This is a genomic window from Streptomyces sp. T39 (genome assembly GCF_008042045.1).
Classification (GTDB): domain Bacteria; phylum Actinomycetota; class Actinomycetes; order Streptomycetales; family Streptomycetaceae; genus Streptomyces.
Genome location: NZ_RDBP01000012.1, coordinates 618,586 through 642,976 on the forward strand (window position 1 = coordinate 618,586; position 24,391 = coordinate 642,976).

The following is a 24,391-nucleotide window of genomic DNA, read 5'->3' on the forward strand; positions in this document are numbered from 1 at the left end:
GGCGCCGGCGGCGCGACGGCGGCGGCCGAGGGCGCCGTTCACCCCGACGTCCGCGAGGGCCACGGAGACGTCTTCGGCAGCGGCGACGCGGCGGCGGCCGACACCCGGGCCAAGACCGAGGGCACCTTCCCCTACGCCTCCGACCTGTGGGCCTCGGGGGTGCCGGATCCGTCGGGGGTGAAGGCCGCTGCGGGCACGCCGGCGGCGGGGGTGCGGCCGCCGTCGGCCGGGGCCGTCGCGTCACCGCTGCCGAAAGTCTCCCCGTGGCCCTCGGGGACCTCGGGGACCTCGGGGCGAACGCCGCCGTCGGCCGTCGCCGCGTCGCCGAAAGGCTGTCCGTGGCCGTCGTGGGCCTCGGAGCGAGCGCCCTCGTCGGCCGCCGCCGCGTCGCCGCTGCCGAAGACGTCTCCGTGGCCCTCGCGGACGTCGGGGTGAACGGCGCCCTCGGCCGCCGCCGTCGCGCCGCCGGCGCCGAAAGGCTCTCCGTGGCCGTCGTGGGCCTCGGAGCGAGCGCCCTCGTCGGCCGCCGCCGCGTCGCCGCTGCCGAAGACGTCTCCGTGGCCCTCAGGGGCCTCCGGGTGAGCGCCCCCGTCCGCCGGGGCCGCCAGGTCGCCGCCACCGGTGCCGAAGGCGTCCGAGTGGCCGCCCGACCCGTCCGCGTCGGCCGCGGGGCCGACGCCCGGGTCGCCGGCGTCGGCCGGGGCCGCGGGCGCCCACGGGGCGGCCGCGCCGCCCGGGAGCGTCGTCCAGGGGACCGGAGCCCCGCCGGGCAGCGTCGAGGGGGGCGTCGCCGTCCCCTGCCGGGCCGTGTACGGGTAGGCGCCCGGCTCCTCGCCCTGCCGCGCGGTGCGCAGGTACTCGCCCGACTCCTCGGGCAGGTCGCCGTCCGCTATCGGGACGGACCACTGGCCGGTCATCTCGCCGGCGCCCGGGGCGGGCCCGGGCTCCTCCGGGAAGGTCCACTGCCCGGTCGCGTGCGGATCGCCGGCGCCCGCGTCGGGCCACCGCACCTCGGGGCTCTGCGGCTCCGCGCCGTGCTGCCGCGTGCCGTGACCGGCTCCGTCCGCCGGTGCCGGCGGCGGGGACCAGCCGCCCGCCGCGCCGGGGTCGGTCCCGGCCGCGGGCGTGAGCGGCTTCAGGGGCAGGATCATCGGCGGGGTGTAGCCGTGGCCCGGCGCCTCCAGCGGGGCCGTGCCCGCCGTGTCGTCGGGCGGCAGCTGGAGGAAGGTGGTCGACTCGCCGTCGTAGTCGGATCCGGGTGCGGTCGGCTGCCAGGAGCCGTACTCGTGCGCGTAGTTCTCGCCGTACCCCTGGGAGGCGTCCCGCGGGTAGTCCTGCGCCCAGGCCTGCCGGCCGGTTCCGCCCGGGGAGTAGCCGCCGCCGTACTCGGGGCCGTAGTCGGCCTCGTAGGCGCCGCCGTACTCCGTCGTCCAGTCCTGGCCGTAGCCGTCGGTTCCCTGCCCGCCCGGGCCGGGCTGCGCGGAGCCGTCCCGGTGGTCGCGGACGAAGCCGTCCGGGAGGCGCAGGCCGTCCCGGCCCCCGCCGCCCTCGTGGCCGTCGGCGCCCCCCCCGTGCGGGTGGTGCCCCTGCCGGTGGTCCTCGTCGCTCATGACAGTGCCCTCCCCAGTGCCCGTCGGGCCAGCGCGGCGACGGTGCGCCGCAGATGCAGTACGGCAGGCGGCAGTACCTGCTGCTCCTCGCCCGGTGCCGCCGGGGCCGGGTCCGGGATGCAGGCGGTGGCCACGTACTCGCCGAAGGCCGCCAGCGCCTCGCCGGCCAGGCCGCGTTCGCCGTCCCAGTCGATCAGCGAGGCGATCCAGCGCTCGGCCTCCAGCGGCCGCAGGGGCATCGGCGCGATCGCGCCGACCGCGCAGCGCACACCGCGCCGCGCCGGGTCGAGCACCACGGCGACGGAGGCGGTGGCACGTCCCGGCCCGGTGCGGCCGGTGGCCTTGAGGAACACCTGGGGCGCGTGCAGCAGCGGTACGCGGACGAAGGCGATGAGTTCGGCGGGGCCGAGCATCTCGCGGCCGGCGAGCAGATGGGAGACGGGGATCTCGCGGCGGGCGCCGTCGGGGCCCGCGATCACCAGGTCCGCCTCCAGGGCCGCCAGCACGGGCAGCGAGTCGCCCGTGGGGGCCGCGGTCACGATGTTGCCGCCGAGGGTGCCGGCGTTGCGGATCTGGGGCGGGCCCGCGGCGCGGGCGGAGGCCGCGAGCGCGGGGATGAGGGCCGCGAAGTCGGGCCTCCCCATGCGCGCGTGGGTGAGCCCGGCGCCGAGGAGTGCGTGTCCGTCCTGGTAGCGCCAGCCGCGGATCTCGCTGATGCGGCCGAGGCCGACCAGGCCCGCGGGGCGGAGCCTGCCCAGGTTGACGGCGGCCATGAGGTCGGTGCCTCCGGCGACGGGCACGGCGGCGGGCATGGCGGTGAGGGCCGCCACGGCCTCGTCGAGCGATTCCGGCAGCGTCACCGAATGCGCCGTCCGCGGTGCGTGCGTGGTCACCCAGTTGCCCCTTCCCGGTGTCCAGGCCATCCCGCCTGTGTTGCCGTACCGTACGTGCTCACATGCCGGACGTGGCAACTCTGGCACATCTTCCGGGCCGTCCGTCGAGAGGGTCCGCGAAGGGACGTTCATCCCATGAGTCCTTTACGGCCCGATTACCCGTTTCACCCTTGCGGGGAAACGGATGACCGGGCCGCGCCGGACGTCACACCACGGGGGGCGTGCCCTCGATCGGGCGTCCGCCGACACCGGGCCGCCGCTGCCAGGGACGGGGGCCGGCGGGGGGCCGGTAGCCGACGCCGAGGGCGTCGAGGCGGGCGTAGTGGCTCTCCATCCGCCGCTCGAAGTCGGCGAACACCCTTTCGTGGGACGGGGGAAGCTCGGACCAGGCGACCTCGGCGAAGGCGGCGAGGCGCGGGTAGGTCTGGTAGTCCACCCGTGAGCGGTTCTGCATCACCTCGGTCCAGACGTTGGCCTGGGTGCCGATCACATGGGCGGCGGCCTCGGCCGACAGCGACGGCGGGACCGGCTCGAAGCGGTAGACGTCCTCCAGGGTCCGCACGTAGCCGATCGGGATCGGCTCGTCGTCGCCCGGCGCCTGCCGGTGGTCCAGGTACACCTGCTGCTCGGGGCACATGACCACGTCGTGGCCCGACTCGGCGGCGGCGACGCCGCCTTGGTAGCCCCGCCAGGAGGAGACGGCCGCGCCCGGCGCCAGGCCGCCCTCCAGGATCTCGTCCCAGCCGATGAGCCGGCGGCCCCGCTCGGCCAGCCAGCGGTCGAAGTGCCGGATGAACCACGCCTGGAGCTCGTCCTCGCCGGCGAGACCGAGTTCGGCAATGCGCGCCTGGACGGCGGGCGAGGCACGCCACTGGTCCTTGGCGCACTCGTCGCCGCCGATGTGCACGAAGTCGGACGGGAAGAGCGCGAGCACCTCCTCCAGCACGTCCTCGTAGAAGCGGAGGGTGTGATCGGTGGGGGCGAGGACGTTCCTGCTGACGCCCCAGTCGTCCCAGACCGTCAGGGCGGACGTGTCGACGACGTCGGCGTTGCCCAGTTCGGGGTAGGCGGCGATGGCCGCCTGCGAGTGGCCGGGGATGTCGATCTCGGGGACGACGGTGATGTGCCGCTCGGCGGCGTAGGCGACGATCTCGCGGATGTCGTCCTGGGTGTAGTGACCGCCGTGGGGTGTGTCGTCCCAGAGCTCCGACGCACGGTGCCCGTACTTGCTGCGGGCGCGCCAGGAGCCGACCTCGGTCAGCCGCGGGTGGCGCCGGATCTCGATGCGCCAGCCCTGGTCGTCGGTGAGGTGGAAGTGGAGGACGTTGAGCTTGTGGGCCGCCATCAGGTCGAGTTGGCGCAGCACGTCGTCCTTGGGCATGAAGTGCCGTGCCACGTCGAGCATCAGTCCGCGCCAGCCGAAGCGGGGGGCGTCCTCGACGGTGCCGAGCGGCAGGGTCCACTCCCGCCCGGGATGGACGGGCGCCCGGCGGAACGCGTCGGGGCCGAGGAGCTGGCGCAGTGTCTGCGCGCCCCAGAAGACCCCCGCCGCGCTGCCGCCGTCGACCCGGACGGTGTCCTCGCCGACGGCGATCCGGTAGCCCTCGGCGGGCAGTCCGGGGTCGACGGCGAGCACGACGCGGTCGTCTCCCTCACCGTCCCCGGGGGCGAGCGGCAGGCCGGTGGCCGCCCCCACGGAGGAGCGCAGCCAGCGCGCCACCGCTTCGGTGCCGGGGTGCGCGTCGAGCCGAGTGCCCGCACCGAGGACGAACGCCCCGCGGGCGGACGGCGCCCACGCGGCCCGGCGGGGCGCGGGGACGAGGGCGGGCGCGGGGGCGGCCTGTGTGCCGCGGTCGTGCGCCGTGTCGGTTCCGGTGTCGGGACGGGAGTCGGTCATCACGTCAGTCCTTCACTGCTCCGCCCAGTCCGGAGACCAGGCGTCGCTGTACGAGTACGAAGAAGACGAGCACCGGGACCGTCATCACGGTGGAGCCCGCCATGATGCCTCCCCAGTCGTTCTCGTCCGGCTTGAAGAAGACCAGCAGCGCCATGGGCAGCGTCGACTGGGAGGTGTCGCTGATGATGAACGACTTGGCGAAGAGGAAGTCGTTCCAGGTCGAGATGAACGAGAACACGCTCGTGGCCACCAGCCCCGGGAAGACCAGGGGGAAGAGGATCTGCCACAGGAACCGGGTGCGGCTCGCGCCGTCGATGTACGCGGCCTCCTCCAGCGCCTCGGGGACGGCCTTGACGAATCCGCGCAGCATCCAGATGGCGAACGGCAGCGAGAAGGCGATGTGCGGCAGGATCAGCGAACCGAGGGTGTTCAGCTGTCCGAAGTCGCGCATCTGGAAGAACAGCGGAATGGTCAGCGCCTCGACCGGCACCATCTGCGCGACGAGGAACATGACGAGCAGGGTGGTGCGCAGCCGGAAGCGGAAGCGCGTCACGGCGGTGGCCGCCAGGAAGGCGATGAGCGAGGAGGCCACGACCACACTCACCGCGACGACGAGCGAGTTGACGAAGTACCGTCCGAATTCCTCCTGTTCGAAGACGCGCCGGAAGGAGTCGAGGGACGGGGAGAGGGTCCAGGGGCGGGCGTCGGTGGACTGGATCTCACCGGCCGGCTTGAAGGCCGACAGGACCATCCAGTACAGCGGGAAGGCCACGACCAGCGCGACGACGAGGGCCGTCGCCTCCGCGGCGAGGCGACCGGGGCGGCGGATGCGCAGCCCGCTCGGGACGAGGCTCATATCTCTTCTCCCTGGCGTCGCAGCAGTCGCAGATACACGAGGGTGACCGCGAGCAGAATCAGCAGCATCACCACACCGATGGCCGAGCCCAGGCTGTATTCGGAGGACGCGAACGCCTTCTGGTAGGCGTAGACGTTGAGCACGAGATTCTGGCCGGCGATGCCTCCGCCGCCCGTCATCACGTAGATCTGCGTGAAGACCTTGAAGTCCCAGATGATCGACTGAATGGTGACCACGACGAGAATGGGCCGCAGCACGGGTGCCATGACGGAACGCCAGATGCGCCATTGCGAGGCCCCGTCCAGCGAGGCCGCCTCCAGCACTTCCCCGGGAATCGCCTTGATGCCCGCGTACACGGTCACCATCACGAAGGGGAACGAGCACCACACGACTTCGAAGAGGACGAGCGCGAAGGCGCTCCAGCGCCCGTAGGTCCAGGAGAAGTCGCCGAGTCCCAGCAGTCTGTTGACCGGTCCGAAATCCGGGTCGAAGAGGAAGACCCACACCGTCGAGCCGGTGATCGCGGGCGTCGCCCACGCGCCCAGCGCGGCGAGCATCAGGACGAGCCGGGGCAGCGCCCTGATCCGGGTGAGCAGCACGGCCAGCGCGCAGCCGACGGCCAGGGTGGCGACGACGCAGGCGCCCGCGAAGACCACGGTCGTCAGCAGGACCTGCCGGAACTGACGGTCGGAGAAGAGGGTGCGGTAGTTGCCGAGCCCCTGGAAGCTGGTCGGTTCGCCGCCGCTGACCTGCGCCTGGGTGTACTCCAGGAACGAGATCAGCCCGAGCTGGTAGACGGGGTAGACGAGCAGCGCCGCCAGGACCACGAGGGCGGGCGCCAGATAGAGCCAGGGGGTCCAGGCACCGTGCCGGCGGCCCGGACCCGGCCGGCCGCGGCGTGGCGCGGGGCGGGCCGCGGGGGCCTTGCGCGGGGCCGGGAGGGCCGGGCGGCGGGCGGCTGTGACGGTGTCGTCGGCGGGGGACGCCACGGGTCAGCCCGCGGACGCGAAGGCCGCGTCCATCTTCTCCGCCGCGTCGCCGGCGGCCGTCGGGACGTCCTTCCTGCCGCTGACGATCTCCTGGAACATCGTGGGCAGCACCAGCGAGGCGTCGATCTGTCCCCAGGCCGGGGAGGCGGGGACGAACTCGGTCCGGGCGGCGAGCGTCTCGATGAAGGGGGCGACGAACGGCTCCTTCTTCGCCGCCGCGTCGCGCACGTCGGTGTACGTGGGCAGGAAGCCCATGGCGTCGAAGAGTTCGGCCTGGGTCCTCTTGCCCGCGAGCTGCTTCATCAGGTCGACGGCGAGGGTGCGGTGCGCGCTGCTGCGGAGCACCCCGATGTTGTTGCCGCCGGCGAACGCGGGGGCGATCTCGCCCTTCTTCAGTCCGGGCAGAGGGACGACGGCGTACTTGCCCTTGACGGATCCCGCCTCGATCGCCTGGTGGCTGAAGTCGCCGCCGATCACCATGCCGGCCTTGCCGGCCGCGAAGGCGGTGGCGGTCGCGTTGCCGCCCATGGAGGCGCACTTGGCGGCGGGGCAGTTGTCGTCGCCGAACAGGGAGGTGTACGCGGCGATGCCCTTCTGCGCGGCGGCGCCGTCGATGGCGGCCTTCCAGGCGCCGTCCTTCTCCACGGCCATCTCCCCGCCGTTGGCCCAGATGAAGGGCATCGCGCCGTAGGTGTAGGCGCCGCCGACGGCGAGGCCGTACAGCTCCGGCCTCTTCTCGCGGATCGCCTTCGCGGTGGTGATCAGTTCGTCCTGGGTGGTGGGCACGTCGAGGCCCAGTTCGCGGAGGACGTCGGTGCGGTAGTAGAGGGCCCGGACGCCGACGAACAGGGGCGCGCCGTAGACCTTGCCGTCGACGGTGACCGACCGCCGCGCGGTGGGGTCGGTGTCCTTCGCCTCGTCCCAGGCGGCGAACTCGGCGCTGACGTCGGCGAGTCCGCCGTCCTCGACGTAGCCGGCGGTGTCGGTGTTGCCGTACTCGATCACGTCGGGGGCGCTGGCCGGGTCGTTGAAGGCGGCCGTGATGCGCTGGGCGCGGGTGTCGACGGGGATGTACTCGACCTCGACCTCGGTGCCCTCGTGGGACGCCTCGAATGCGGCGACGGCCGCGTCGACGACCCGCTCCTTGGGCTTGTTGTTGACCTCCTGGAAGAGCCAGACCCGCAGGGTGCCGCTCCTGTCGTCGCGGTCGGCGCCGTTGTCGGAGGTCTGGGGGGCGCAGGCGGTGGCCGTGAGGCCGGCCAGCGCGAGCGCGGCGACCGGGGCGGCGAATCTGGCGATGAGCTTCATGCGGGGTCCCCTACGATCGGCAGACATGGCGTTGCAACATGCGCAACGGGTGTTTCGTGCTGCACAACACGCAGGAGGCTAGAGGTGGGCGAACGGACCGACAAGAGGTCTCAACCACTCTGTGACCAGCAGGCGCAGCCCGTGCAACGCACCCACCCCGCCCAGGCGCGCGGCGGCCCGGAAACGCGCAACGGCCCCCGGGCGCGCCTGGCGCGCCCGGGGGCCGTTGCGGAGCCGGTGAGGGCCGGGGCTACTTCTTGTCGCCGCCCTTGCCCTTGTCGCCGCCGCCGCCGCTGGAGCCCATCGAGTCGTAGATCTCCTTGCACATCGGACAGACCGGGTACTTCTTGGGGTCGCGTCCCGGCACCCAGACCTTTCCGCACAGCGCCACCACGGGAGTGCCGTCGAGGGCACTCGCCATGATCTTGTCCTTCTGGACGTAATGGGCGAAGCGCTCGTGGTCGCCGTCGCCGTGCGACACCTGCGGCGTCGGCTCTACCAGGGTCCCGGTGCCTGTCCCGCGCTCGGGCTCAAGAGTGCTCATGAGCTCCAAGGGTACCCACGCGCGGGCCCGTACGGGAGCGAGCCCCGCCGCGTCGCCACAGCCGTGGGCCCGCCCCGGGGGCCGGTGCGCCGCGGGGGATGTCAGTTGAGGCTGGGATCGTCCGGATACGTGGCGAACATGGCCAGTTCGCTGCGCTGGCGCCGGAGCACCGACCGCCACAGCCCCTCCGGCCGGGGGGAGGACACGTCGCCCGGTTCGGACTCCACGACGTACCAGGCGCCCTCCTCCAGCTCGCTCTCCAGCTGGCCCGGCCCCCATCCCGCGTAGCCGGCGAAGATCCGCAGCGAGCCGAGCGCCGAACCCAGCAGCTCCGGGGGCGCCTCCAGGTCCACCAGGCCGATCGCCCCGTACACCCGGCGCCAGCCCAGCGGCCCCTCGTCCCCGGGGATCACCGCCACCCCGAGCGCGGAGTCGAGCGAGACGGGACCGCCCTGGAAGACCACCCCGGGCTCGCCCGCCAGAGCGGCCCAGGACTCCAGGATGTCGGCCACGCCGACCGGCGTCGGCCGGTTCAGCACCACGCCGAGCGAGCCCTCGTCGTCATGGTCGAGCAGCAGGACCACCGCGCGGTCGAAGTTCGGATCCGCGAGGGCAGGAGTGGCGACGAGCAGCCGCCCTGTGAGCGAGGACACCTCGGTCATGCGAGACATGATCCCGCATCTTCGCCCTCCGCGTGGCCACAGCGGAACAGTGGGCGTGGGCGCAGGTCGGAGCGCGGCGGGCGGCCGCGGCCGCCCGGAAGGCACCCGTGACCGTGAGCGAGAGGCCGCCGACGCACCGTGTTGTGCCCGATTCATTACGTGTCAAGGGCCGCCTCGCCCTTACCTGACAGGGCCTTCCGCCCCTTACCCTTTTCTCTGGCCACCCGACCACGACTCCGGAACGCGAGATTCATGACCGGCACAGACGATGTACTGCTTGTCCACGGCGGCACCCCGCTCGAGGGCGAGATCCGCGTCCGCGGCGCGAAGAACCTCGTGCCCAAGGCGATGGTCGCCGCCCTGCTCGGCAGCGAACCGAGCCGGCTGCGCAATGTGCCCGACATCCGTGACGTGAGAGTCGTGCGCGGGCTGCTCCAGCTCCACGGCGTCACGGTCCGGCCGGGTGAGGAGCCCGGCGAGCTGGTCCTCGACCCGACGCACGTCGAGAGCGCGAACGTCGCGGACATCGATGCCCACGCCGGTTCGTCGCGCATCCCGATCCTGTTCTGCGGCCCCCTGCTGCACCGCCTCGGCCACGCCTTCATCCCCGGTCTCGGCGGCTGCGACATCGGCGGCCGGCCGATCGACTTCCACTTCGACGTGCTGCGGCAGTTCGGCGCGACGATCGAGAAGCGCGCCGACGGTCAGTACCTGGAGGCCCCGCAGCGGCTGCGCGGCACGAAGATCCGGCTGCCCTACCCCTCGGTCGGCTCGACCGAGCAGGTGCTGCTGACGGCCGTGCTCGCCGAGGGCGTCACCGAGCTGACCAACGCGGCCGTGGAGCCGGAGATCGAGGACCTCATCTGCGTGCTGCAGAAGATGGGCGCCATCATCTCCGTCGACACCGACCGGACCATCCGGATCACCGGCGTCGACAAGCTGGGCGGCTACACCCACCGGGCGCTCCCGGACCGCCTGGAGGCCGCGTCCTGGGCGTCGGCGGCGCTGGCGACCGAGGGCGACATCTACGTCCGCGGCGCGCAGCAGCGCTCGATGATGACCTTCCTCAACACGTACCGGAAGGTCGGCGGCGCCTTCGAGATCGACGACGAGGGCATCCGCTTCTGGCACCCCGGCGGCCAGTTGAAGTCCATCGCGCTGGAGACGGACGTGCACCCCGGCTTCCAGACCGACTGGCAGCAGCCGCTGGTCGTGGCGCTGACGCAGGCGACCGGCCTGTCCATCGTCCACGAGACCGTCTACGAGTCGCGCCTCGGCTTCACCTCCGCCCTGAACCAGATGGGCGCGCACATCCAGCTCTACCGCGAGTGCCTGGGCGGCTCGGACTGCCGCTTCGGCCAGCGCAACTTCCTGCACTCGGCGGTCGTCTCCGGACCGACCAAGCTGCAGGGCGCGGACCTGGTCATCCCCGACCTGCGCGGCGGCTTCTCGTACCTGATCGCGGCGCTGGCCGCGCAGGGGACGAGCCGGGTGCACGGGATCGACCTGATCAACCGCGGCTACGAGAACTTCATGGAGAAGCTGGAGAAGCTCGGCGCGAAGGTGGAACTGCCGGGCGGCGCGATCGTCTGACGCGCCCGCCGCACGCACGGCCCTCGCGGGGTTCGCCCCGCGGGGGCCGTTCGCGTCCGCGGAGACGTGGGGCGGGGCGGACCTCCGGGCGCCCTCCCGGAGGCGGCACGCGGGCCCTGGGCGGCACGCGGGCCCGGGGGGCGAGCGGCGCCCGGGAGGCGCGGGCCCCGGGCGGCACGCGGGCCGCGCGGCCGTTCGCGTCCGCACGCCCGGCAGGGGCCGCAGGCGCCCCGTACGGGCCCGGACGTGCCGGAGGGCGGGTACCGTCCCGCGGTACCCGCCCTCCGTGTGCCTGAGACGCCTGGGGCGCCCGGCGCCTTACTTGCCCTTGGCGGCTTCCTTGAGCTTCGAGCCCGCGGAGACCTTCACGCTGTAGCCGGCCGGGATCTGGATGGGGTCGCCGGTCTGCGGGTTACGAGCGGTGCGAGCGGCACGGTGGGTGCGCTCGAAGGTCAGGAAGCCGGGGATGGTGACCTTCTCGTCGCCCTTGGCGACGACCTCGCCGACAGTCTCGGCGAGAGCAGCCAGAACGGCGTCGGCGTCCTTGCGGGTCACCTCGGCGCGGTCGGCCAGCGCGGCCACCAGCTCACTGCGGTTCATGTTGTTACTCCCGTGTTCTTCGTGCTGTTGAGGCGTGCCACGCGGCAGGGCCGCAGGAGGCACAGCAAAGCCGATGCTGCCAGGGCCCTCGGACATTCCCCGGACCCGGGTCTGCTGTCAGACCCTCGCGCCCGAATAAGCATCCTGCCCCCACCACCGGCGGGAACGCCAATCCGGCACTCTCCTGAGTCACACGAAAAGCGCCACAGCCTCGTCGTGGTGACGTTGCGTCGACTGTGCCGGGACTCCTCGGAGCGGTCGCGGGCTCATGATCCGCCACCCTAGAGGGGGATTTGGGATGCTGCGACCCGCGACGCGCCGTATGTCGGATGGTCTCGGAGGCCTTCTCAGGCCGGAGTGGGGGCCGTCACTGTCGCCCCCGCCGCCTTGGCGGCGTCACGCACCGCACCCGCGACGGCGCCCGCGACCTTGTCGTTGAAGACGGAGGGGATGATGTAGTTCGGGTTGAGCTCGTCGTCGGTGACCACGGCGGCGAGCGCGGCCGCGGCGGCGAGCATCATCTCGGTGTTCACGGTGCGGGACTGGGCGTCCAGCAGACCGCGGAACACGCCGGGGAAGACCAGTACGTTGTTGATCTGGTTCGGGAAGTCGGACCGCCCGGTGGCCACAACTGCCGCCGTCTGACGGGCGATTGCCGGGTCGACCTCGGGGTCCGGGTTCGCGAGAGCGAAGACGATGGCGCCGTCCGCCATCGCGGCGACGTCCTCGGCTCCGAGCACGTTGGGCGCCGAGACGCCGATGAACACGTCCGCGCCCACGACCGCTTCCTTGAGCGTGCCCGTGACGCCCTCGGGGTTGGTGTTGTCGGCGATCCAGCGCAGCGGCGAGTCGGCGGCCGCGTCGACCAGGTCCTCGCGGTCCGCGTGCACCACCCCGTGGATGTCGGCGACGACGGCGTGCTTGACGCCGGCGGCCAGCAGCAGCTTGAGGATGGCGGTGCCGGCCGCACCGGCGCCGGACATGACGACCCGCACGTCGGAGACCGATTTGCCCACCACGCGCAGGGCGTTGGTGAGGGACGCGAGGACGACGATGGCGGTGCCGTGCTGGTCGTCGTGGAAGACGGGGATGTCCAGGGCCTCGCGCAGCCGGGCCTCGATCTCGAAGCAGCGCGGCGCGGAGATGTCCTCCAGATTGATGCCCGCGAAGCCGGGTGCGATGGCCCTGACGATCTCGACGATCGCGTCGGTGTCCTGGGTGTCCAGGCAGATCGGCCAGGCGTCGATGCCGGCGAAGCGCTTGAAGAGGGCCGCCTTGCCCTCCATGACGGGCAGCGCGGCCTTGGGGCCGATGTTGCCGAGGCCGAGCACGGCGGAGCCGTCCGTCACCACTGCAACGGAGTTGCGCTTGATGGTGAGGCGGCGGGCGTCCTCCGGGTTCTCGGCGATGGCCATGCAGACCCGCGCCACACCCGGGGTGTAGATCATCGAGAGGTCGTCACGGTTGCGGATGGGGTGCTTGGACGCCATCTCGATCTTGCCGCCGAGGTGCATCAGGAACGTACGGTCGGAGACCTTGCCGAGGACGACGCCCTCGATGTCGCGCAGGCCCTCGACGATCTCGTCGGCGTGCGCGGTGGAGCTGGCGGCGATCGTGACGTCGATGCGCAGCTTCTCGTGGCCGGATGCGGTCACGTCGAGGCCGGTCACGGACCCGCCGGAGGATTCCACGGCGGTGGTGAGCTGGGAGACCGCGGTTCCGCTCGCGGGCACCTCCAGCCGGACCGTCATCGAGTACGAGACGCTTGGCGCCGTTGCCATGACCGGGTTCCTCTGCTTTCCCTAGCTTCGTTGCTGCACCGCACCGCGGCCGTGGCCCGGGCAGCGCCCTCCGATGGTGACACCTACCCGCGAGTAGCAGGTAATGCGGTCATTTAGTTTTCGGAAACTACTTTCCACCATACGAGAAGTTGCCGGGAAACAGAAGAGGTCCGGGTCACCGAAGGGTGACCCGGACCTCTGTCCGGACGAAGAAGTGGCACCGACCCGCCATGCTCGCCTCGCGGCAAGTGGTCGCTCGTAGCGACGAAGGTTGGGCCCGGGGGCTTGGATCGGGCCGGTGCCACACCCAGGCTAACGCACCACCCGGGGAAGTGATTCCCGCACGACACGTTGACTCGCCGTCAGTCCGCTCGCACCCCCCGGGAGCCCGGCCCCGGCCCGGGTCCCTCAGTCCCTCAGCAGGTCCGGAACCCCGTCCGCGTCCGGCTGGTCGCGCCGGGCCGAGACGACCGTGAGCTGCTGCGTCGCCCGGGTGAGTGCCACGTACAGCACCCGCAGGCCGGCGGGGCTCTCGTCGGCGATCTCCGCCGGGGAGACCACCACCGTGGCGTCGTACTCCAGGCCCTTGGCCTCCAGTGAGCCGAGCGCCACCACCCGCTCCCCCAGCCCCGCGAGCCAGCGGGCCGCCTGCTCACGGCGGTGCATCGCCACCACGACGCCGACCGTGCCGTCGACGGCGGCCAGCAGCCGCTCCGCCTCCGCCCGCACGGCGTCCGCGAGGTCCCCGCCCTCGGGGACCACCGCGAAGCGGGGGCGCACCCCGGTGGAACGCACCGCGGCGGGCGCCCGCATCCCGGGCATGGCCAGGGTGAGGACCTTCGCGGCGAGCTCGGCGATCTCGGCCGGGTTGCGGTAGTTCACCGTCAGCTCGAAGCGCCTGCGGGGGCGGCTGCCGAGCGCCTCGTCCCGTGCCTCGGCGGCCTCGTCCGGGGAGGACCAGGACGACTGCGCGGGGTCGCCGACCACCGTCCAGGTGGCATGACGCCCCCGGCGGCCGACCATGCGCCACTGCATCGGCGTGAGGTCCTGCGCCTCGTCGACGATGACATGGGCGTACTCGGTGCGTTCGGCGGCCAGGCGGTCGGCCCGCTCCCGCTGCGACTCCTCACGCTGCGGCATCAGCTCCTCCAGCCCGGTGAGCTGGTCCAGCGGGTCGAACTCGCGCTTCCTGCGCGGCCGCGCGGGCGCCCCGAGCAGCGCGCCGAGCTCGTCGAGGAGCGCGACGTCGTGGACCGACAGCGCGTCGCGCCGCAGCGACCTGGCCAGCCGGCGCACCTCGCCCGGGTTGAGGATCCGGCGGGCCCAGCGGCCGAGCCGCCGCTCGTCCGCCATCGCGGCGAGCACCCCGCGGGGGGTCAGCTCGGGCCACCAGGCGTCCAGGAACGCGAGGAAGCTGTCCTCCGAGGTGACGTCCTCGTCGAAGGAGGAGCGCAGCTCGGCGGCGAGCTCGGGGTCGCCCGGGTGGCGGCCGGCCGCGCCCGACTTGGCGTACAGGGCGTCCAGCAGCAGCCGGCGGGCACGCGGGCGGAGCAGGTTGACGGGCGTGGTGCCGCCGAGGACGGTGTGGCGGATGCGCTGGAGTTCGTCCGCCTCCAGCTCCAGGCGGCGGCCGAAGACGACCACCCGCAGCCGGTCCGGGGTGCCCGCGGCGGGCTCCTCCCCCAGGGCGAGCTGCCCCGCGGCGGGCGCCGCCGGCTGCTCCAGCGCGCCCCGCGCGGCCTTGCGCAGCACCTTCAGCATGCGGGACGAGCCCTTGACGCGGGCGACCGCCGGTTCGTCGTACGCGGTGGCCTCCGCGCCGTCGACGAGCGAGCCGACCGCCCGGATGGCGACCTGCCCCTCCTCGCCCAGCGAGGGCAGCACGCCCTCCGTGTAGGCGACCAGCAGCGGCGTCGGCGAGACGATGAGGATGCCGCCCGCGTATCTGCGCCGGTCCTTGTAGAGGAGGTACGCCGCCCGGTGCAGCGCCACCGCCGTCTTGCCGGTGCCGGGGCCGCCCTCCACGTAGGTCACGGACGCGGCGGGGGCCCGGATGACCAGGTCCTGCTCGGCCTGGATGGAGGCGACGATGTCGCGCATGGTGTGGCTGCGGGCCTGGCCGAGCGCGGCCATCAGGGCGCCGTCGCCGACGACGGCCAGCGGCGCGCCGTCGAGGGAGGCGGAGAGCTCGGGGCGCATGAGGTCGTCCTCGACGCCGAGGACCTTGCGGCCGCGGGAGCGGATGACGCGCCGGCGCACCACCCGGCCCGGTTCGACCGGTGTGGACCGGTAGAAGGGGGCCGCGGCGGGGGCGCGCCAGTCGATCACCAGGGGGGAGTAGTCGGCGTCGAGGACGCCGATCCTGCCGATGTGCAGGGTCTCGCCGATCGGGGCGGTGCCGTCGGCCCGCACGGCGTCGTCGGCGGGTTCCACGGAGGTGTGGGCGCCGTCGGGGCCGCGCTCGCCGTCCTTGCCGTGCAGCAGGTCGATCCTGCCGAAGAGGAAGTCCTCGAACTCGTTGTTGAGACGGTTGAGGTGGATCCCCGCCCGGAACACCTGGGCGTCCCGCTCGGCGAGCGCGCCGGGCGTGCCGACCTGGCCCCGCTTGGCGGCGTCGTCCATGAGGAACTCCGCCTCGTGGATCTTCTCCTCCAGACGGCGGTAGACCCGGTCCAGATGGACCTGTTCGACGCCGATCTCACGGTCTCGCACCGAATCGGCGGCGGACGCGGCCGCCGGAGCGGTCACGCGATCGACTACGGAATCAGCGGCATCCTGCGCGGCCACCGAGGCCCCCTTCTGACGTGCACTGGGCAGCCGTCAACCGTACGCCAAGGGGGGAGGGGATTGCACCTGTGTCCGGCCCGCGGCGGACCCGGGGTGCGCCCGCCGCCTCCCGGGGGAGCACATGCGAACGCCCCGGGCCCGCGGGACCGAGGGGAAGGGGCCGGCCGTGCCGCCTACGCGTCGACCTCCACCAGCCGGGTGCCGTCGAAGGTGCGGACCTCGAAGCGGTCGATCTCGTCCCGGTTCATGGCCGCGCCGCCGTGCACGTAGAGCGGGTTCCTGGCGGTCTCGTGCGGGCTGTCGGTGATGCCGTAGCCCCAGGTGGGGACGGCCCAGGAGGTGACGACCTCCTCCTCGCCCGTGGTGGAGACGGCGACCAGGCTGCACTTGAGGGGGCCCTTGACGTTCTTCAGCTCCAGGACCGTGTGGGTGCCCCAGCCCTTCTTCTCCATGCCGACGACCGCGCTGACCCTGGTCGTCGAGTCGGTGCCCTCGACCTTCTCCTCCATGTGGTGGAAGAAGGCGTCCTCGGCCGGGCTGGTCGGGTGGGGGTCGGCCGCCTGGCTGCCCGTGGTGTCGTCGGCCGTGACCACGACCGCGACCGCCGGGCCGCCGATGATCAGCGCGGCGACGGCGGCGAGCAGGTACATCCCGCGCCGGCGCTTCGCCGCCCGCTTGACGGCCACCTCGTTCAGCAGGCCGTCGAGCACTCTGGGGCTCGGCGAGGCGGGGACCACGGGCGCGGGGCGCGGCGGCGGGAAGTCCATGGCGCCGGGCATGCCCCAGGGGTCGCCCTGCGGTGGCGGCGCCGCGGCGGGCGCCTCCGCCAGCATCGCCAGCATCGGTTCCATGCCGGAGAACTCGTCGAGACGGGCGGCGCACAGGTCGCACCCGGCCAGATGCGCCTCGAAGGCGGAGGCGTCCGCTTCGTCGAGCACTCCGAGCACGTATGCGCCGACGGCGTCGTGCACCGACTCCTGCTCGTACCTGGTCACGCCGAGACCCCCCTCTCCTCCAGAGCGAGCTTCATGGAACGCAGTGCGTAGAACACGCGGGACCGCACGGTCCCGCTGGGTATGCCGAGCGTTTCGGCCGCCTCATTGACCGTACGCCCCTTGAAATACGTCTCGACAAGGACTTCCCGGTGAGCGGGTGTCAAATCGTCGAGCGCATCCGAGAGCGTCATGAGCCACAACGCCTTGTCGATCTCGTCCTCCGCGGGCATGACCTCCAGCGGCGACGGATCGACCTCCTGCGGCCGGGCCTGCCGGCTGCGGTGAGCGTCGATGACGATGCGCCGGGCGACCGTCACCAGCCAGGGTCGGACAGAGCCGGTGGCCCGGTTGAGCCGGCCGGCGTTCTTCCAGGCACGGATGAGCGTCTCCTGTACGACGTCCTCGGCGCGCTGGCGGTCGCCGGCGACGAGGCGCAGTACGTAGGCGAGCAACGGTCCGGCGTGTTCGCGGTAGAGCGCGCGCATCAACTCCTCGTCTGGCACGGAGGTGTCGGTGCGCGGCTTCTCCTCCCCGGTGTCACCGGGACGCGGGAGATGCCCTCTGCGATGGCGGGCCCTTTGCGGACGGTCATCGGCCACGGCGGCATCCTTGCGCACCTGAACCTCCCGGTCGAGACCCTGCTCACTGCACGGCTGCTGCTTGTCCCCCTCCACTACGGGGGCGGCCGGGGGTTCACTCAACGCGAGGCGGAAAAACTTCAAGATCTTTTCTGTGGCGGGGTTTCGGCGGGGGTCAGGGGCGTCCGCCGGCCGGGGCGGTCGTCCGCCGCCGGTGGCGCGCGACCCGTTCGCGGTTGCCGCACACCTCGCTGGAGCACCAACGGCGGCGCCGGCCACGGGAGGTGTCGAGGTACACACGGTCGCAGCCGTCGCCCTCGCAGCGTCTGAGGCGAGCGCGGGCGACGGGGTCGGTGAGCAGTTCGACGGCGTCGCGGGCGACGGCGGCCAGGAGTGCGTCGAGGCCGGGCGCGGCGCACAGGGCGCGGACGAGGGTGCCGTCCTCGTCCCGTACGGCCCTGATCCGGGGCGGGGGTTCGCCGGCGAGGGAGTTGACCGTCGCGAGGACCGGCTCCGACGCCGGGCCGGGGGCGCCCCCGTCGAGCGCGGCGCACACCAACTGGGTGACACAGCGGCGCAGTTCGACGAAGCCGTCGACCCACTCGGCGCCCAGGTCCGGGAGCGGGGCGGTCGCCGGCACCAGCCCCGCGCCCACCAGCCAGCGGGCCAGCCGGCCGGGTCCCGCGAGCGGTTCGGCGGGCGGTCCGGCCGGGCCCTGCGCGGCGGGACCGCCGGGAGGGTGCGGTCCGGGCGCCGTCGCGACGAGGTCGAGGCACAGGCGTCCGGAGTCGAACCGCCACGGTGTGCCGCGCTGCCGCTTGGTCCGGGAAGGGCCCGCACCGACCGCCATGTCCCTGTCACCGCCTCGGTCGTCCCACCGCCGGGTGTCTCCCCCCAGAGTGCCCGTCCGCGGTGGCGCCCGGAAGACCTCACCCGGGCGGCGTTGCGCCGGACCGGGCCGGGAGGAACACGGGCGCGGTCGGCGCGCGCGAGCGGCTGCGCCCGGCGCGGCACGCGGGCGGACGGGGCCGCCGTGCGCGGCGGCCGCCCCCGGCGTCAGGGACCGTCGTACTTGGTGGCCGCCGCGGGATCCAGGGCGAGCCGGTAGCCGCGCTTGACGACCGTCTGGATCAGCTTGGGCGTGCCGAGGGCGGTGCGGAGCCGGGCCATCGCCGTCTCGACGGCGTGCTCGTCCTTGCCGGAGCCCGGCAGCGCGCGCAGGAGGTCCGCCCGGGACACGACCCAGCCGGGACGGTCGGACAGGGCCCGCATCAGGGCCATCCCGGCGGGCGGCACGGTCCTCAGCTCCTCGTCGACGAGCACGGCGTGACCGCGGATCTCGACGCGGTGCCCCGATACCGGCAGCACCCGTGCCCGCGAGGGCAGTTCGGTGCCGAGCAGCTGGACCAGCGGCCCGAGCCGGAATCGCTCCGGCTGGACGGTGTTGATCCCGGCCGCCTGGAGCGGCAGCGCGGTGACCGGGCCGACGCACGCCGCCAGCACGGCGTGGTCGAGGGTGCGCACGAGCTCCGGCAGCACTCCGCGGCGCTCCGCCCGGGAGAGCAGGGAGACCGCGGCGGGGGCGCTCGTGAAGGTCACCGCGTCGAGGGCGCGGGCGAGGGTGGCGTCCAGCAGCCGCTCGAGCGGGCCGATGTCCTCCGGCTCCATCCAGCGGTAAACGGGGACGAGGACCACGTCGCCGCCCGCGGCCCGCAGCGACTCGACGAAACCGGGCAGCGGCTCGCCGTGCAGCTGGAGGGCGATGCGGCGGCCCGCCACTCCCTCCTCCAGCAGCCGGTCGAGGACCTCGGCCATGGACTCGGAGGCCGGGGACCACTCCTCCGTCAGCCCGGCCGCCCGGATCGCGCCCTTCACCTTGGGCCCGCGGGCCAGCAGTTCGACCCCGCGCAGCCGGTGCAGCAGCTGCTCCCCGACGCCCCAGCCGTCCGCGGCCTCCACCCAGCCGCGGAAGCCGATCGCGGTGGTGGCGACGACGACGTCGGGCGCGTGGTCGATCAGTTCCTTGGTGGCGGCGAGCAGTTCCGCGTCGTCCGCGAGCGGCACGATACGCAGTGCGGGCGCGTGCACGACGGCCGCTCCGCGCCGCTGGAGCAGTGCGCCGAGCTCGTCGGCGCGACGGGCGGCGGTGACGCCGACGGTGAAGCCCGCGAGGGGGCCGTGCGGTTGGCCGTGGTCGTGCATCTCAGTCGTCCCCACTGGATGTGCCCCGTCGCGGCGCGCCCTCGCGGGCCTGCCCCACGGGGCGGTGAACTGGCGACCGAGCCTGTCAAAGGCGCGTGACAGGCCCGGATCGCTCATATTTCCCTGTTGTTACGCGGACGACCCCTGACGCCGCCGCGCTGCCGGGTACGTCACACCCGGGCGTACTCGGGCTCCGGCGCCGTCTCGTCCCGCGCGGTGCGGACCGGGACGACGGCGGGCCGGCGAAGGTATACCGCCCAGGTCACCAGGCAGCAGACCGCGTAGAAGGCGAGGAAGGCCACGAAGGCGGCGGTGCCGGTGCCCGCGGTCTGGAAGGACTGGCGGAAGGCCAGGTTGATGGCGAGGCCGCCGACGCCGCCCACGGCCCCGATGAGGCCCATCGAGCCCCCGGACAGCCGGCGGCCGTAGGCGGCGGCCCGCTCGCCGGTCAGTCCCTGGGCGAGCGCCTTGTTCTGGAAGATGCCGGGGATCATCTTGAAGGTGGACCCGTTGCCGAGACCGCTGAGCACGAAGAGCGCCGTGAAGCCGACGAGGAAGACCGGCAGCGACTCCTGGACGGAGGCGGCGATCACGACACCGGTCGCCGCGGCCATCGCGACGAAGGTCGCCAGGGTGATCCGGGCACCGCCGAAGCGGTCGGCGAGCAGTCCGCCGACCGGCCGGATGAGCGAGCCGAGCAGCGGACCGATGAAGGTGAGCGAGGCCGCCTGCAGCGGGGTCCGGCCGAACTGGGTCTGGAGCACCAGTCCGAAGGCGAAGCTGTAGCCGATGAACGAGCCGAACGTGCCGATGTAGAGCAGGGCCATGATCCAGGTGTGGCCGTCCCTGGCCGCCGCCTTGAAGGCCCCGGTGTCGTTCCTGACCGGGGCGAGGTTGTCCATCCGCAGCGCGGAGCACACCGCGGCGATCACGATGAGCGGCAGGTAGATGCCGAGCAGCAGACGGGGGTGGCCGGCGCCGGCGGTACCGATGACGAGCAGGGCGACCAGCTGGATGACCGGGACGCCGATGTTTCCGCCGCCCGCGTTGAGGCCCAGGGCCCAGCCCTTCTTCCGCAGCGGGAAGAAGGCGTTGATGTTGGTCATGGACGAGGCGAAGTTGCCGCCTCCGACGCCGGTGAGGGCGGCCACCAGGACGAACGTTGCGTACGAGGTGCCCGGCTCCATCACGGTCCAGGCGGCGCCGGCCGGCAGGAGGAGCAGCAGCGCGCTGAAGACGGTCCAGTTCCGGCCGCCGAAGCGGGCGACGGCGAAGGTGTACGGCACCCGGATCACGGCGCCGACCAGGGTCGCGGTCCCGATCAGGAAGAACTTTCCGGCCGGGTCGATGCCGTACTCGGGCCCCATGAAGAGGACCATCACGGACCACAGGCTCCAGATCGAGAAGCCGATGTGCTCACTCAGCACGGAGAAGGCGAGGTTCCGCCGGGCGATCCGCTCCCCTTTCGTCCGCCAGAACGTCTCGTCCTCGGGGTCCCACTTTTCGATCCACCGGCCTGCCATCGTGCGCCTCCACCTGGGTCTGGTCGTGAGGACGACCGTAGGGACGGCGCGTTTCAGCCCGGTGGCACGAGGTGACCGGTGCGAGAAGTTGCTCTCACTCGGCGGCGGCGTCCGTGGTGAGGGCCGCGGTGCGTGCGGGTTCGCGGCGGGGGGCCCGCATCACGGCGGTGTCCTGGTCCGGCAGCCAGTCACCGGCCGTCCGGCGCAGCCAGCCCTCGTCCGCCGCGAGCCGGGCGGCGGCCGTCCGCAGGGCGTCGAGACCGGGGTGGCGCAGCCCCGCGCGCCAGACCATGGACAGCGGGGACAGCGGTACGGGGTCGGTGATCGGCCGCCGCACCGTGCCGGGCATCGCGGGGAAGTCGACCACGGCGAGGACGGGGTTGCGGCTCTTGGCCATCACCCGCCGGAACTCCTCCGCCCCCACGGCCATGGGCGCGGGCGGTGCCACGGCGATGCCCCGCCCCTCGAACAGCAGGTCGGCGAAGTCGGTCCACTCGCGGGTGCGCGGGTTGCCCGCGCCGGCGTAGACGCTCTCCCCCGCCAGGGCGTCCAGCGGCACGCTCTCCCGCGCGGCGAGCGGGTGGTCCTCGGGCAGCAGGACGGCCATCGGCTCCAGCCGGACGGGCTGGTGGGCCAGGAGGGCCCGGGCGGCCGGGGCGAGACCGGCGAAGCGGCCGAACGACACGTCGAGCCGGCCCGCGGCGATCTCCGCGGCGGCGCCCGTCAGCCCGCTCTCGTAGCGCGCCATCAGCTCGCAGTCCGGGGCCAGTTCGCGCGCCAGGGCGAGCACCCGCCCGGAGGTCATGCCCGCGCTGTTGAGGTCGACGAGGAGCGGACGCACGGCGCCCGTGGCGGCGGCGAGCAGTTCGTCCTGGGCGAGGAGCAGCCGCCGTGCGTAGGGCAGCAGCCGTTCGGCGTCGGCGGTCGGCGTGACCTGCCGGGTGGTCCGGACGAAGAGCTCGGTGCCGAGTTCCCGCTCCAGCCGCCGGATGTCGCGGCTGAGGGCCTGCTGGGCGACGAAGAGCCGGGCGGCGGCCCGGGTGAAGTGCAGTTCCTCGGCCACGGCCACGAAGGCGCGCAGCAGCCGGGGATCCAGGTCTCGGGTCACAGCGCATTCAACAACACGGATGCGTGAATGGCCATCGGGCCGGTGTTGGACCGCTCGCGGGCGCGCGGACGAGGGTGGGTCCATGCACCGGACCTCCCGGCCGACGACGGCCGTCCGCCCCGCGCCGCCCGCGATACCGCCCGGCGCCCCGGCCTTCGCCCCGCGCTTCGGCCCTGGCCACGCCCCCGTCCACCGGGGTCCGCGGCAGCCGGACCGGCGCCGCCCGGCGGGCCCCTACCGGCGGCTGTTCGCCGTGCCCGGCACCCGCGCCTTCACCGCGGGGAACCTGCTCGCCCGGCTGCCCACGGGCATGTTCGGCGTCAGCGCCGTCGTCATGATCGCCGGCTCCTACGGCTCGTACGCCCTGGCGGGCTCGGTGACGGCGGCCGGACTGGCGGCGACCGCGCTGGTGGCGCCGTGGACGGCACGGCTCGTCGACCGGTACGGGCAGGCGCGGATCGCGGTGCCGGCGGCGGCGCTCGCCGTCCTCGGCCAGCTGGCGCTGGTGGTGTGCGTATGGCGTGACGCCCCGGCCTGGACGCTGTTCGCCGCCTACGCGGCGACCGCGACCTGCCCCAACACCGGGGGCATGTCCCGGGCGCGCTGGGCCCATCTGTACCGGGACGACCCGGGGGCGCTGCACACGGCGAACTCGTTCGAGCAGGCCGTCGACGAGCTGTGCTTCATGCTGGGCCCCGTGCTCGCCGCGTTCCTGTGCTCGGCGCTCTTCCCCCAGGCGGGCACCCTGGCCGGCGCGTTCCTGCTGCTCACCGGCGTGCTCCTGTTCGCGGCCCAGCGGGCGACCGAGCCGCCGCCCGCCCCGCGCACGGCGGCCGGCTCACCGCTGCGCGCTCCGGGCATGCGGCCGCTGCTCGCCGTCTTCCTGGCGACGGGCGCGGTCTTCGGCGCCATGGAGGTCGTCACCCTCGCCTTCGTCGACGGCCCGGCGGCCGGTGCGGTGCTCGCCCTCCAGGCGGCCGGCTCGTGTGCGGCCGGGCTGGTCTACGGCAGGGTCCGGCGGTCCGCCGGTCTGGTGGCCTGCCTGGGCGCGATGACCGTTCTGATGTCCCTGCCGCTGCTGGCCGCGGCGGGCACGGGCGCGGTCCCGGCGGTGGCCGCTGCGCTGCTGGTGGCGGGCATGGCGACGGCGCCGACGATGGTGACGGGGATGACGCGGGTGCAGCGGCTGACGCCGGGCGGCCGGACGAACGAGGGCATGACCCTCGCGGTCACGGCCCTGCTCGGGGGGATCGCGGCCGGGTCGGCGGGCGGCGGCTGGACGGTGGAGCACCTGAGCCCGGCGGCCGGCTACGCGGTGCCGGTCTGCGCGGCGGCGCTGGCCCTGGCGCTGGCGGCCGCGACGGCCGGGCGCGGCGCCGGGGCCCGGCAGGGCGTGGGGGCATGACGAAGGCCCGCCGGCAGGTGCCGGCGGGCCTTCGCCCACATGGGATGCGGAACCGGGGGCATGGCCCCCGGGCTCCATCGGTGGAGATGGCGGGAATCGAACCCGCGTCCAACGGTGCAGAACCAGGGCTTCTCCGTGTGCAGTCCGCTGCGATTTTCTCAGCCCCGGAGATCACGCGGACAAGTCTCCGACGGGCTCAGTCACTGTTTGATTTCCCTCCGGACCCCGTGACCGGGTCTAGAGGTTTAGTTCCCTAGTTGACGCCAGGAACCGGGTCGGGAACAGCCCCGGGCTGACGCTCCATGAGTGAAGGTTCGTCTCTACTGCTTATCAGGCAGCGAGGGCGAAGGCTTCGGAGTTATCGCGCTTGGAATCGGCGATTATTGGTTGCGACATATGGTTTACGAGATCATTGCCGCTTCCTCGACACGCTTCCCCTGCCTCGACATCCGCTGTCGAAACCGATCATCCCCATGTTGATTTTTCAAGCCCCCCTCGGGGGGCGCTGCCATCGTACGTGACCAACGCACGCGGATGCCAGCGTATTCCGCCGGGCCCCGCCGGGCCCGGGATCAGGCGCGCTGCTTGCGGCGGACCGCCGACATCGCCCGGTCCGCCTCGCGGCGGTCCTGCTTCTCGCGCAGCGTCTGACGCTTGTCGTACTCCTTCTTGCCCTTCGCCAGCGCGATCTCGACCTTCGCCCTGCCGTTCGTGAAGTACAGGGCGAGGGGCACGATCGTGTGACCCGTCTCCTGGGACTTCGACTCCAGCTTGTCGATCTCCTCGCGGTGCAGCAGCAGCTTCCGCTTGCGGCGCGCGCTGTGGTTGGTCCAGGTGCCCTGGGCGTACTCCGGGACGTGCACGTTGTGCAGCCACGCCTCGCCGCCGTCGATCTGGACGAAGCCGTCCGCGAGCGAGGCCCTCCCCTGGCGGAGCGACTTCACCTCGGTCCCCGTCAGCACGAGACCGCACTCGTAGGTGTCGAGGATGTGGTAGTCGTGCCGCGCCTTCTTGTTCTGGGCGATCAGCTTGCGCCCTGATTCCTTTGCCATAGTGCGCT

Annotated in this window: 20 protein-coding genes and 1 other RNA gene; 2 read left to right on the forward strand and 19 right to left on the reverse strand. The window is 73.1% G+C overall.

Annotated elements, in window-relative coordinates:
• Positions 1–131: 131 nt before the first annotated feature.
• The 8 genes from EAO77_RS03690 to EAO77_RS03725 form a co-directional block, all read right to left on the reverse strand.
• Positions 132–1,610 (reverse strand): hypothetical protein, encoded by a 1,479-nt coding sequence (locus tag EAO77_RS03690; RefSeq protein ID WP_147986682.1) that lies wholly within the window; start codon positions 1,608–1,610, stop codon positions 132–134.
• Positions 1,607–2,503, reverse strand: a complete 897-nt coding sequence (locus EAO77_RS03695) for an FAD binding domain-containing protein (RefSeq protein WP_147986683.1) — start codon at positions 2,501–2,503, stop codon at positions 1,607–1,609. Before EAO77_RS03695 ends, EAO77_RS03690 begins: the two co-directional genes overlap by 4 nt.
• Positions 2,504–2,708: 205 nt before the next feature.
• Complete coding sequence (locus EAO77_RS03700) at positions 2,709–4,400, reverse strand: beta-N-acetylhexosaminidase (RefSeq protein WP_147986684.1); 1,692 nt, start codon at positions 4,398–4,400, stop codon at positions 2,709–2,711.
• 4 nt (positions 4,401–4,404) lie between these two features.
• The gene (locus tag EAO77_RS03705) at positions 4,405–5,256 is read right to left on the reverse strand and encodes a carbohydrate ABC transporter permease (protein ID WP_147986685.1); all 852 of its coding nucleotides are present in this window, start codon (positions 5,254–5,256) and stop codon (positions 4,405–4,407) included.
• Positions 5,253–6,245: a carbohydrate ABC transporter permease gene (locus tag EAO77_RS03710; protein ID WP_147986686.1), complete on the reverse strand. Its 993-nt coding sequence runs from the start codon at positions 6,243–6,245 to the stop codon at positions 5,253–5,255. The genes EAO77_RS03705 and EAO77_RS03710 overlap by 4 nt, the downstream gene beginning before the upstream one ends.
• A gap of 3 nt (positions 6,246–6,248) precedes the next feature.
• A complete protein-coding gene (locus EAO77_RS03715) occupies positions 6,249–7,553 on the reverse strand; it encodes an extracellular solute-binding protein (RefSeq protein WP_147986687.1) in 1,305 nt (434 codons plus the stop codon).
• 250 nt (positions 7,554–7,803) lie between these two features.
• Positions 7,804–8,097 carry a DUF3039 domain-containing protein gene (locus EAO77_RS03720; protein ID WP_187283105.1) on the reverse strand — a complete coding sequence of 98 codons (294 nt, stop codon included), beginning with the start codon at positions 8,095–8,097 and terminating at the stop codon, positions 7,804–7,806.
• Between the two features lie 101 nt (positions 8,098–8,198).
• Positions 8,199–8,759, reverse strand: coding sequence for a YqgE/AlgH family protein (locus EAO77_RS03725; protein WP_147986689.1), 561 nt, complete (start codon positions 8,757–8,759; stop codon positions 8,199–8,201).
• A gap of 252 nt (positions 8,760–9,011) precedes the next feature.
• Here EAO77_RS03725 and murA point away from each other — a divergent pair, with 252 nt between their 5' ends.
• A complete protein-coding gene (gene murA, locus EAO77_RS03730) occupies positions 9,012–10,352 on the forward strand; it encodes a UDP-N-acetylglucosamine 1-carboxyvinyltransferase (RefSeq protein ID WP_147986690.1) in 1,341 nt (446 codons plus the stop codon).
• Between the two features lie 318 nt (positions 10,353–10,670).
• Here murA and EAO77_RS03735 read toward each other — a convergent pair whose 3' ends face one another.
• The 9 genes from EAO77_RS03735 to EAO77_RS03780 all read right to left on the reverse strand — a co-directional run bounded on the left by EAO77_RS03735 (position 10,671) and on the right by EAO77_RS03780 (position 21,926).
• Positions 10,671–10,952 (reverse strand): HU family DNA-binding protein, encoded by a 282-nt coding sequence (locus EAO77_RS03735; RefSeq protein WP_004571953.1) that lies wholly within the window; start codon positions 10,950–10,952, stop codon positions 10,671–10,673.
• A 347-nt stretch (positions 10,953–11,299) separates the two neighbouring features.
• Positions 11,300–12,733, reverse strand: coding sequence for an NAD-dependent malic enzyme (locus tag EAO77_RS03745; RefSeq protein WP_147986691.1), 1,434 nt, complete (start codon positions 12,731–12,733; stop codon positions 11,300–11,302).
• A 408-nt stretch (positions 12,734–13,141) separates the two neighbouring features.
• The gene (locus tag EAO77_RS03750; protein WP_187283106.1) at positions 13,142–15,481 is read right to left on the reverse strand and encodes a HelD family protein; all 2,340 of its coding nucleotides are present in this window, start codon (positions 15,479–15,481) and stop codon (positions 13,142–13,144) included.
• Between the two features lie 212 nt (positions 15,482–15,693).
• A complete protein-coding gene (locus EAO77_RS03755; RefSeq protein ID WP_147986693.1) occupies positions 15,694–16,515 on the reverse strand; it encodes a zf-HC2 domain-containing protein in 822 nt (273 codons plus the stop codon).
• Positions 16,512–17,132: a sigma-70 family RNA polymerase sigma factor gene (locus tag EAO77_RS03760; protein ID WP_147988926.1), complete on the reverse strand. Its 621-nt coding sequence runs from the start codon at positions 17,130–17,132 to the stop codon at positions 16,512–16,514. The genes EAO77_RS03755 and EAO77_RS03760 overlap by 4 nt, the downstream gene beginning before the upstream one ends.
• Before the next feature lie 136 nt (positions 17,133–17,268).
• Positions 17,269–17,943, reverse strand: coding sequence for a CGNR zinc finger domain-containing protein (locus EAO77_RS03765; RefSeq protein WP_147986694.1), 675 nt, complete (start codon positions 17,941–17,943; stop codon positions 17,269–17,271).
• Between the two features lie 206 nt (positions 17,944–18,149).
• Positions 18,150–19,295, reverse strand: coding sequence for a uroporphyrinogen-III synthase (locus tag EAO77_RS03770; RefSeq protein ID WP_147986695.1), 1,146 nt, complete (start codon positions 19,293–19,295; stop codon positions 18,150–18,152).
• Between the two features lie 170 nt (positions 19,296–19,465).
• Positions 19,466–20,818 (reverse strand): MFS transporter, encoded by a 1,353-nt coding sequence (locus EAO77_RS03775; RefSeq protein WP_147986696.1) that lies wholly within the window; start codon positions 20,816–20,818, stop codon positions 19,466–19,468.
• Positions 20,819–20,912: 94 nt separating this feature from the next.
• On the reverse strand, positions 20,913–21,926 hold the full coding sequence (locus tag EAO77_RS03780; RefSeq protein ID WP_261993787.1) for a LysR family transcriptional regulator: 1,014 nt from the start codon (positions 21,924–21,926) through the stop codon (positions 20,913–20,915).
• An 82-nt stretch (positions 21,927–22,008) separates the two neighbouring features.
• On the opposite strand from EAO77_RS03780, the gene EAO77_RS03785 reads away from it, so the two are divergent.
• On the forward strand, positions 22,009–23,331 hold the full coding sequence (locus EAO77_RS03785; RefSeq protein WP_261993788.1) for an MFS transporter: 1,323 nt from the start codon (positions 22,009–22,011) through the stop codon (positions 23,329–23,331).
• Between the two features lie 78 nt (positions 23,332–23,409).
• Here the strand turns inward: EAO77_RS03785 and ssrA are convergent.
• Positions 23,410–23,804: a transfer-messenger RNA gene (ssrA, locus tag EAO77_RS03790) on the reverse strand.
• Positions 23,805–23,903: 99 nt separating this feature from the next.
• The gene (smpB, locus tag EAO77_RS03795) at positions 23,904–24,383 is read right to left on the reverse strand and encodes an SsrA-binding protein SmpB (protein WP_147986698.1); all 480 of its coding nucleotides are present in this window, start codon (positions 24,381–24,383) and stop codon (positions 23,904–23,906) included.
• Positions 24,384–24,391: the final 8 nt, after the last annotated feature.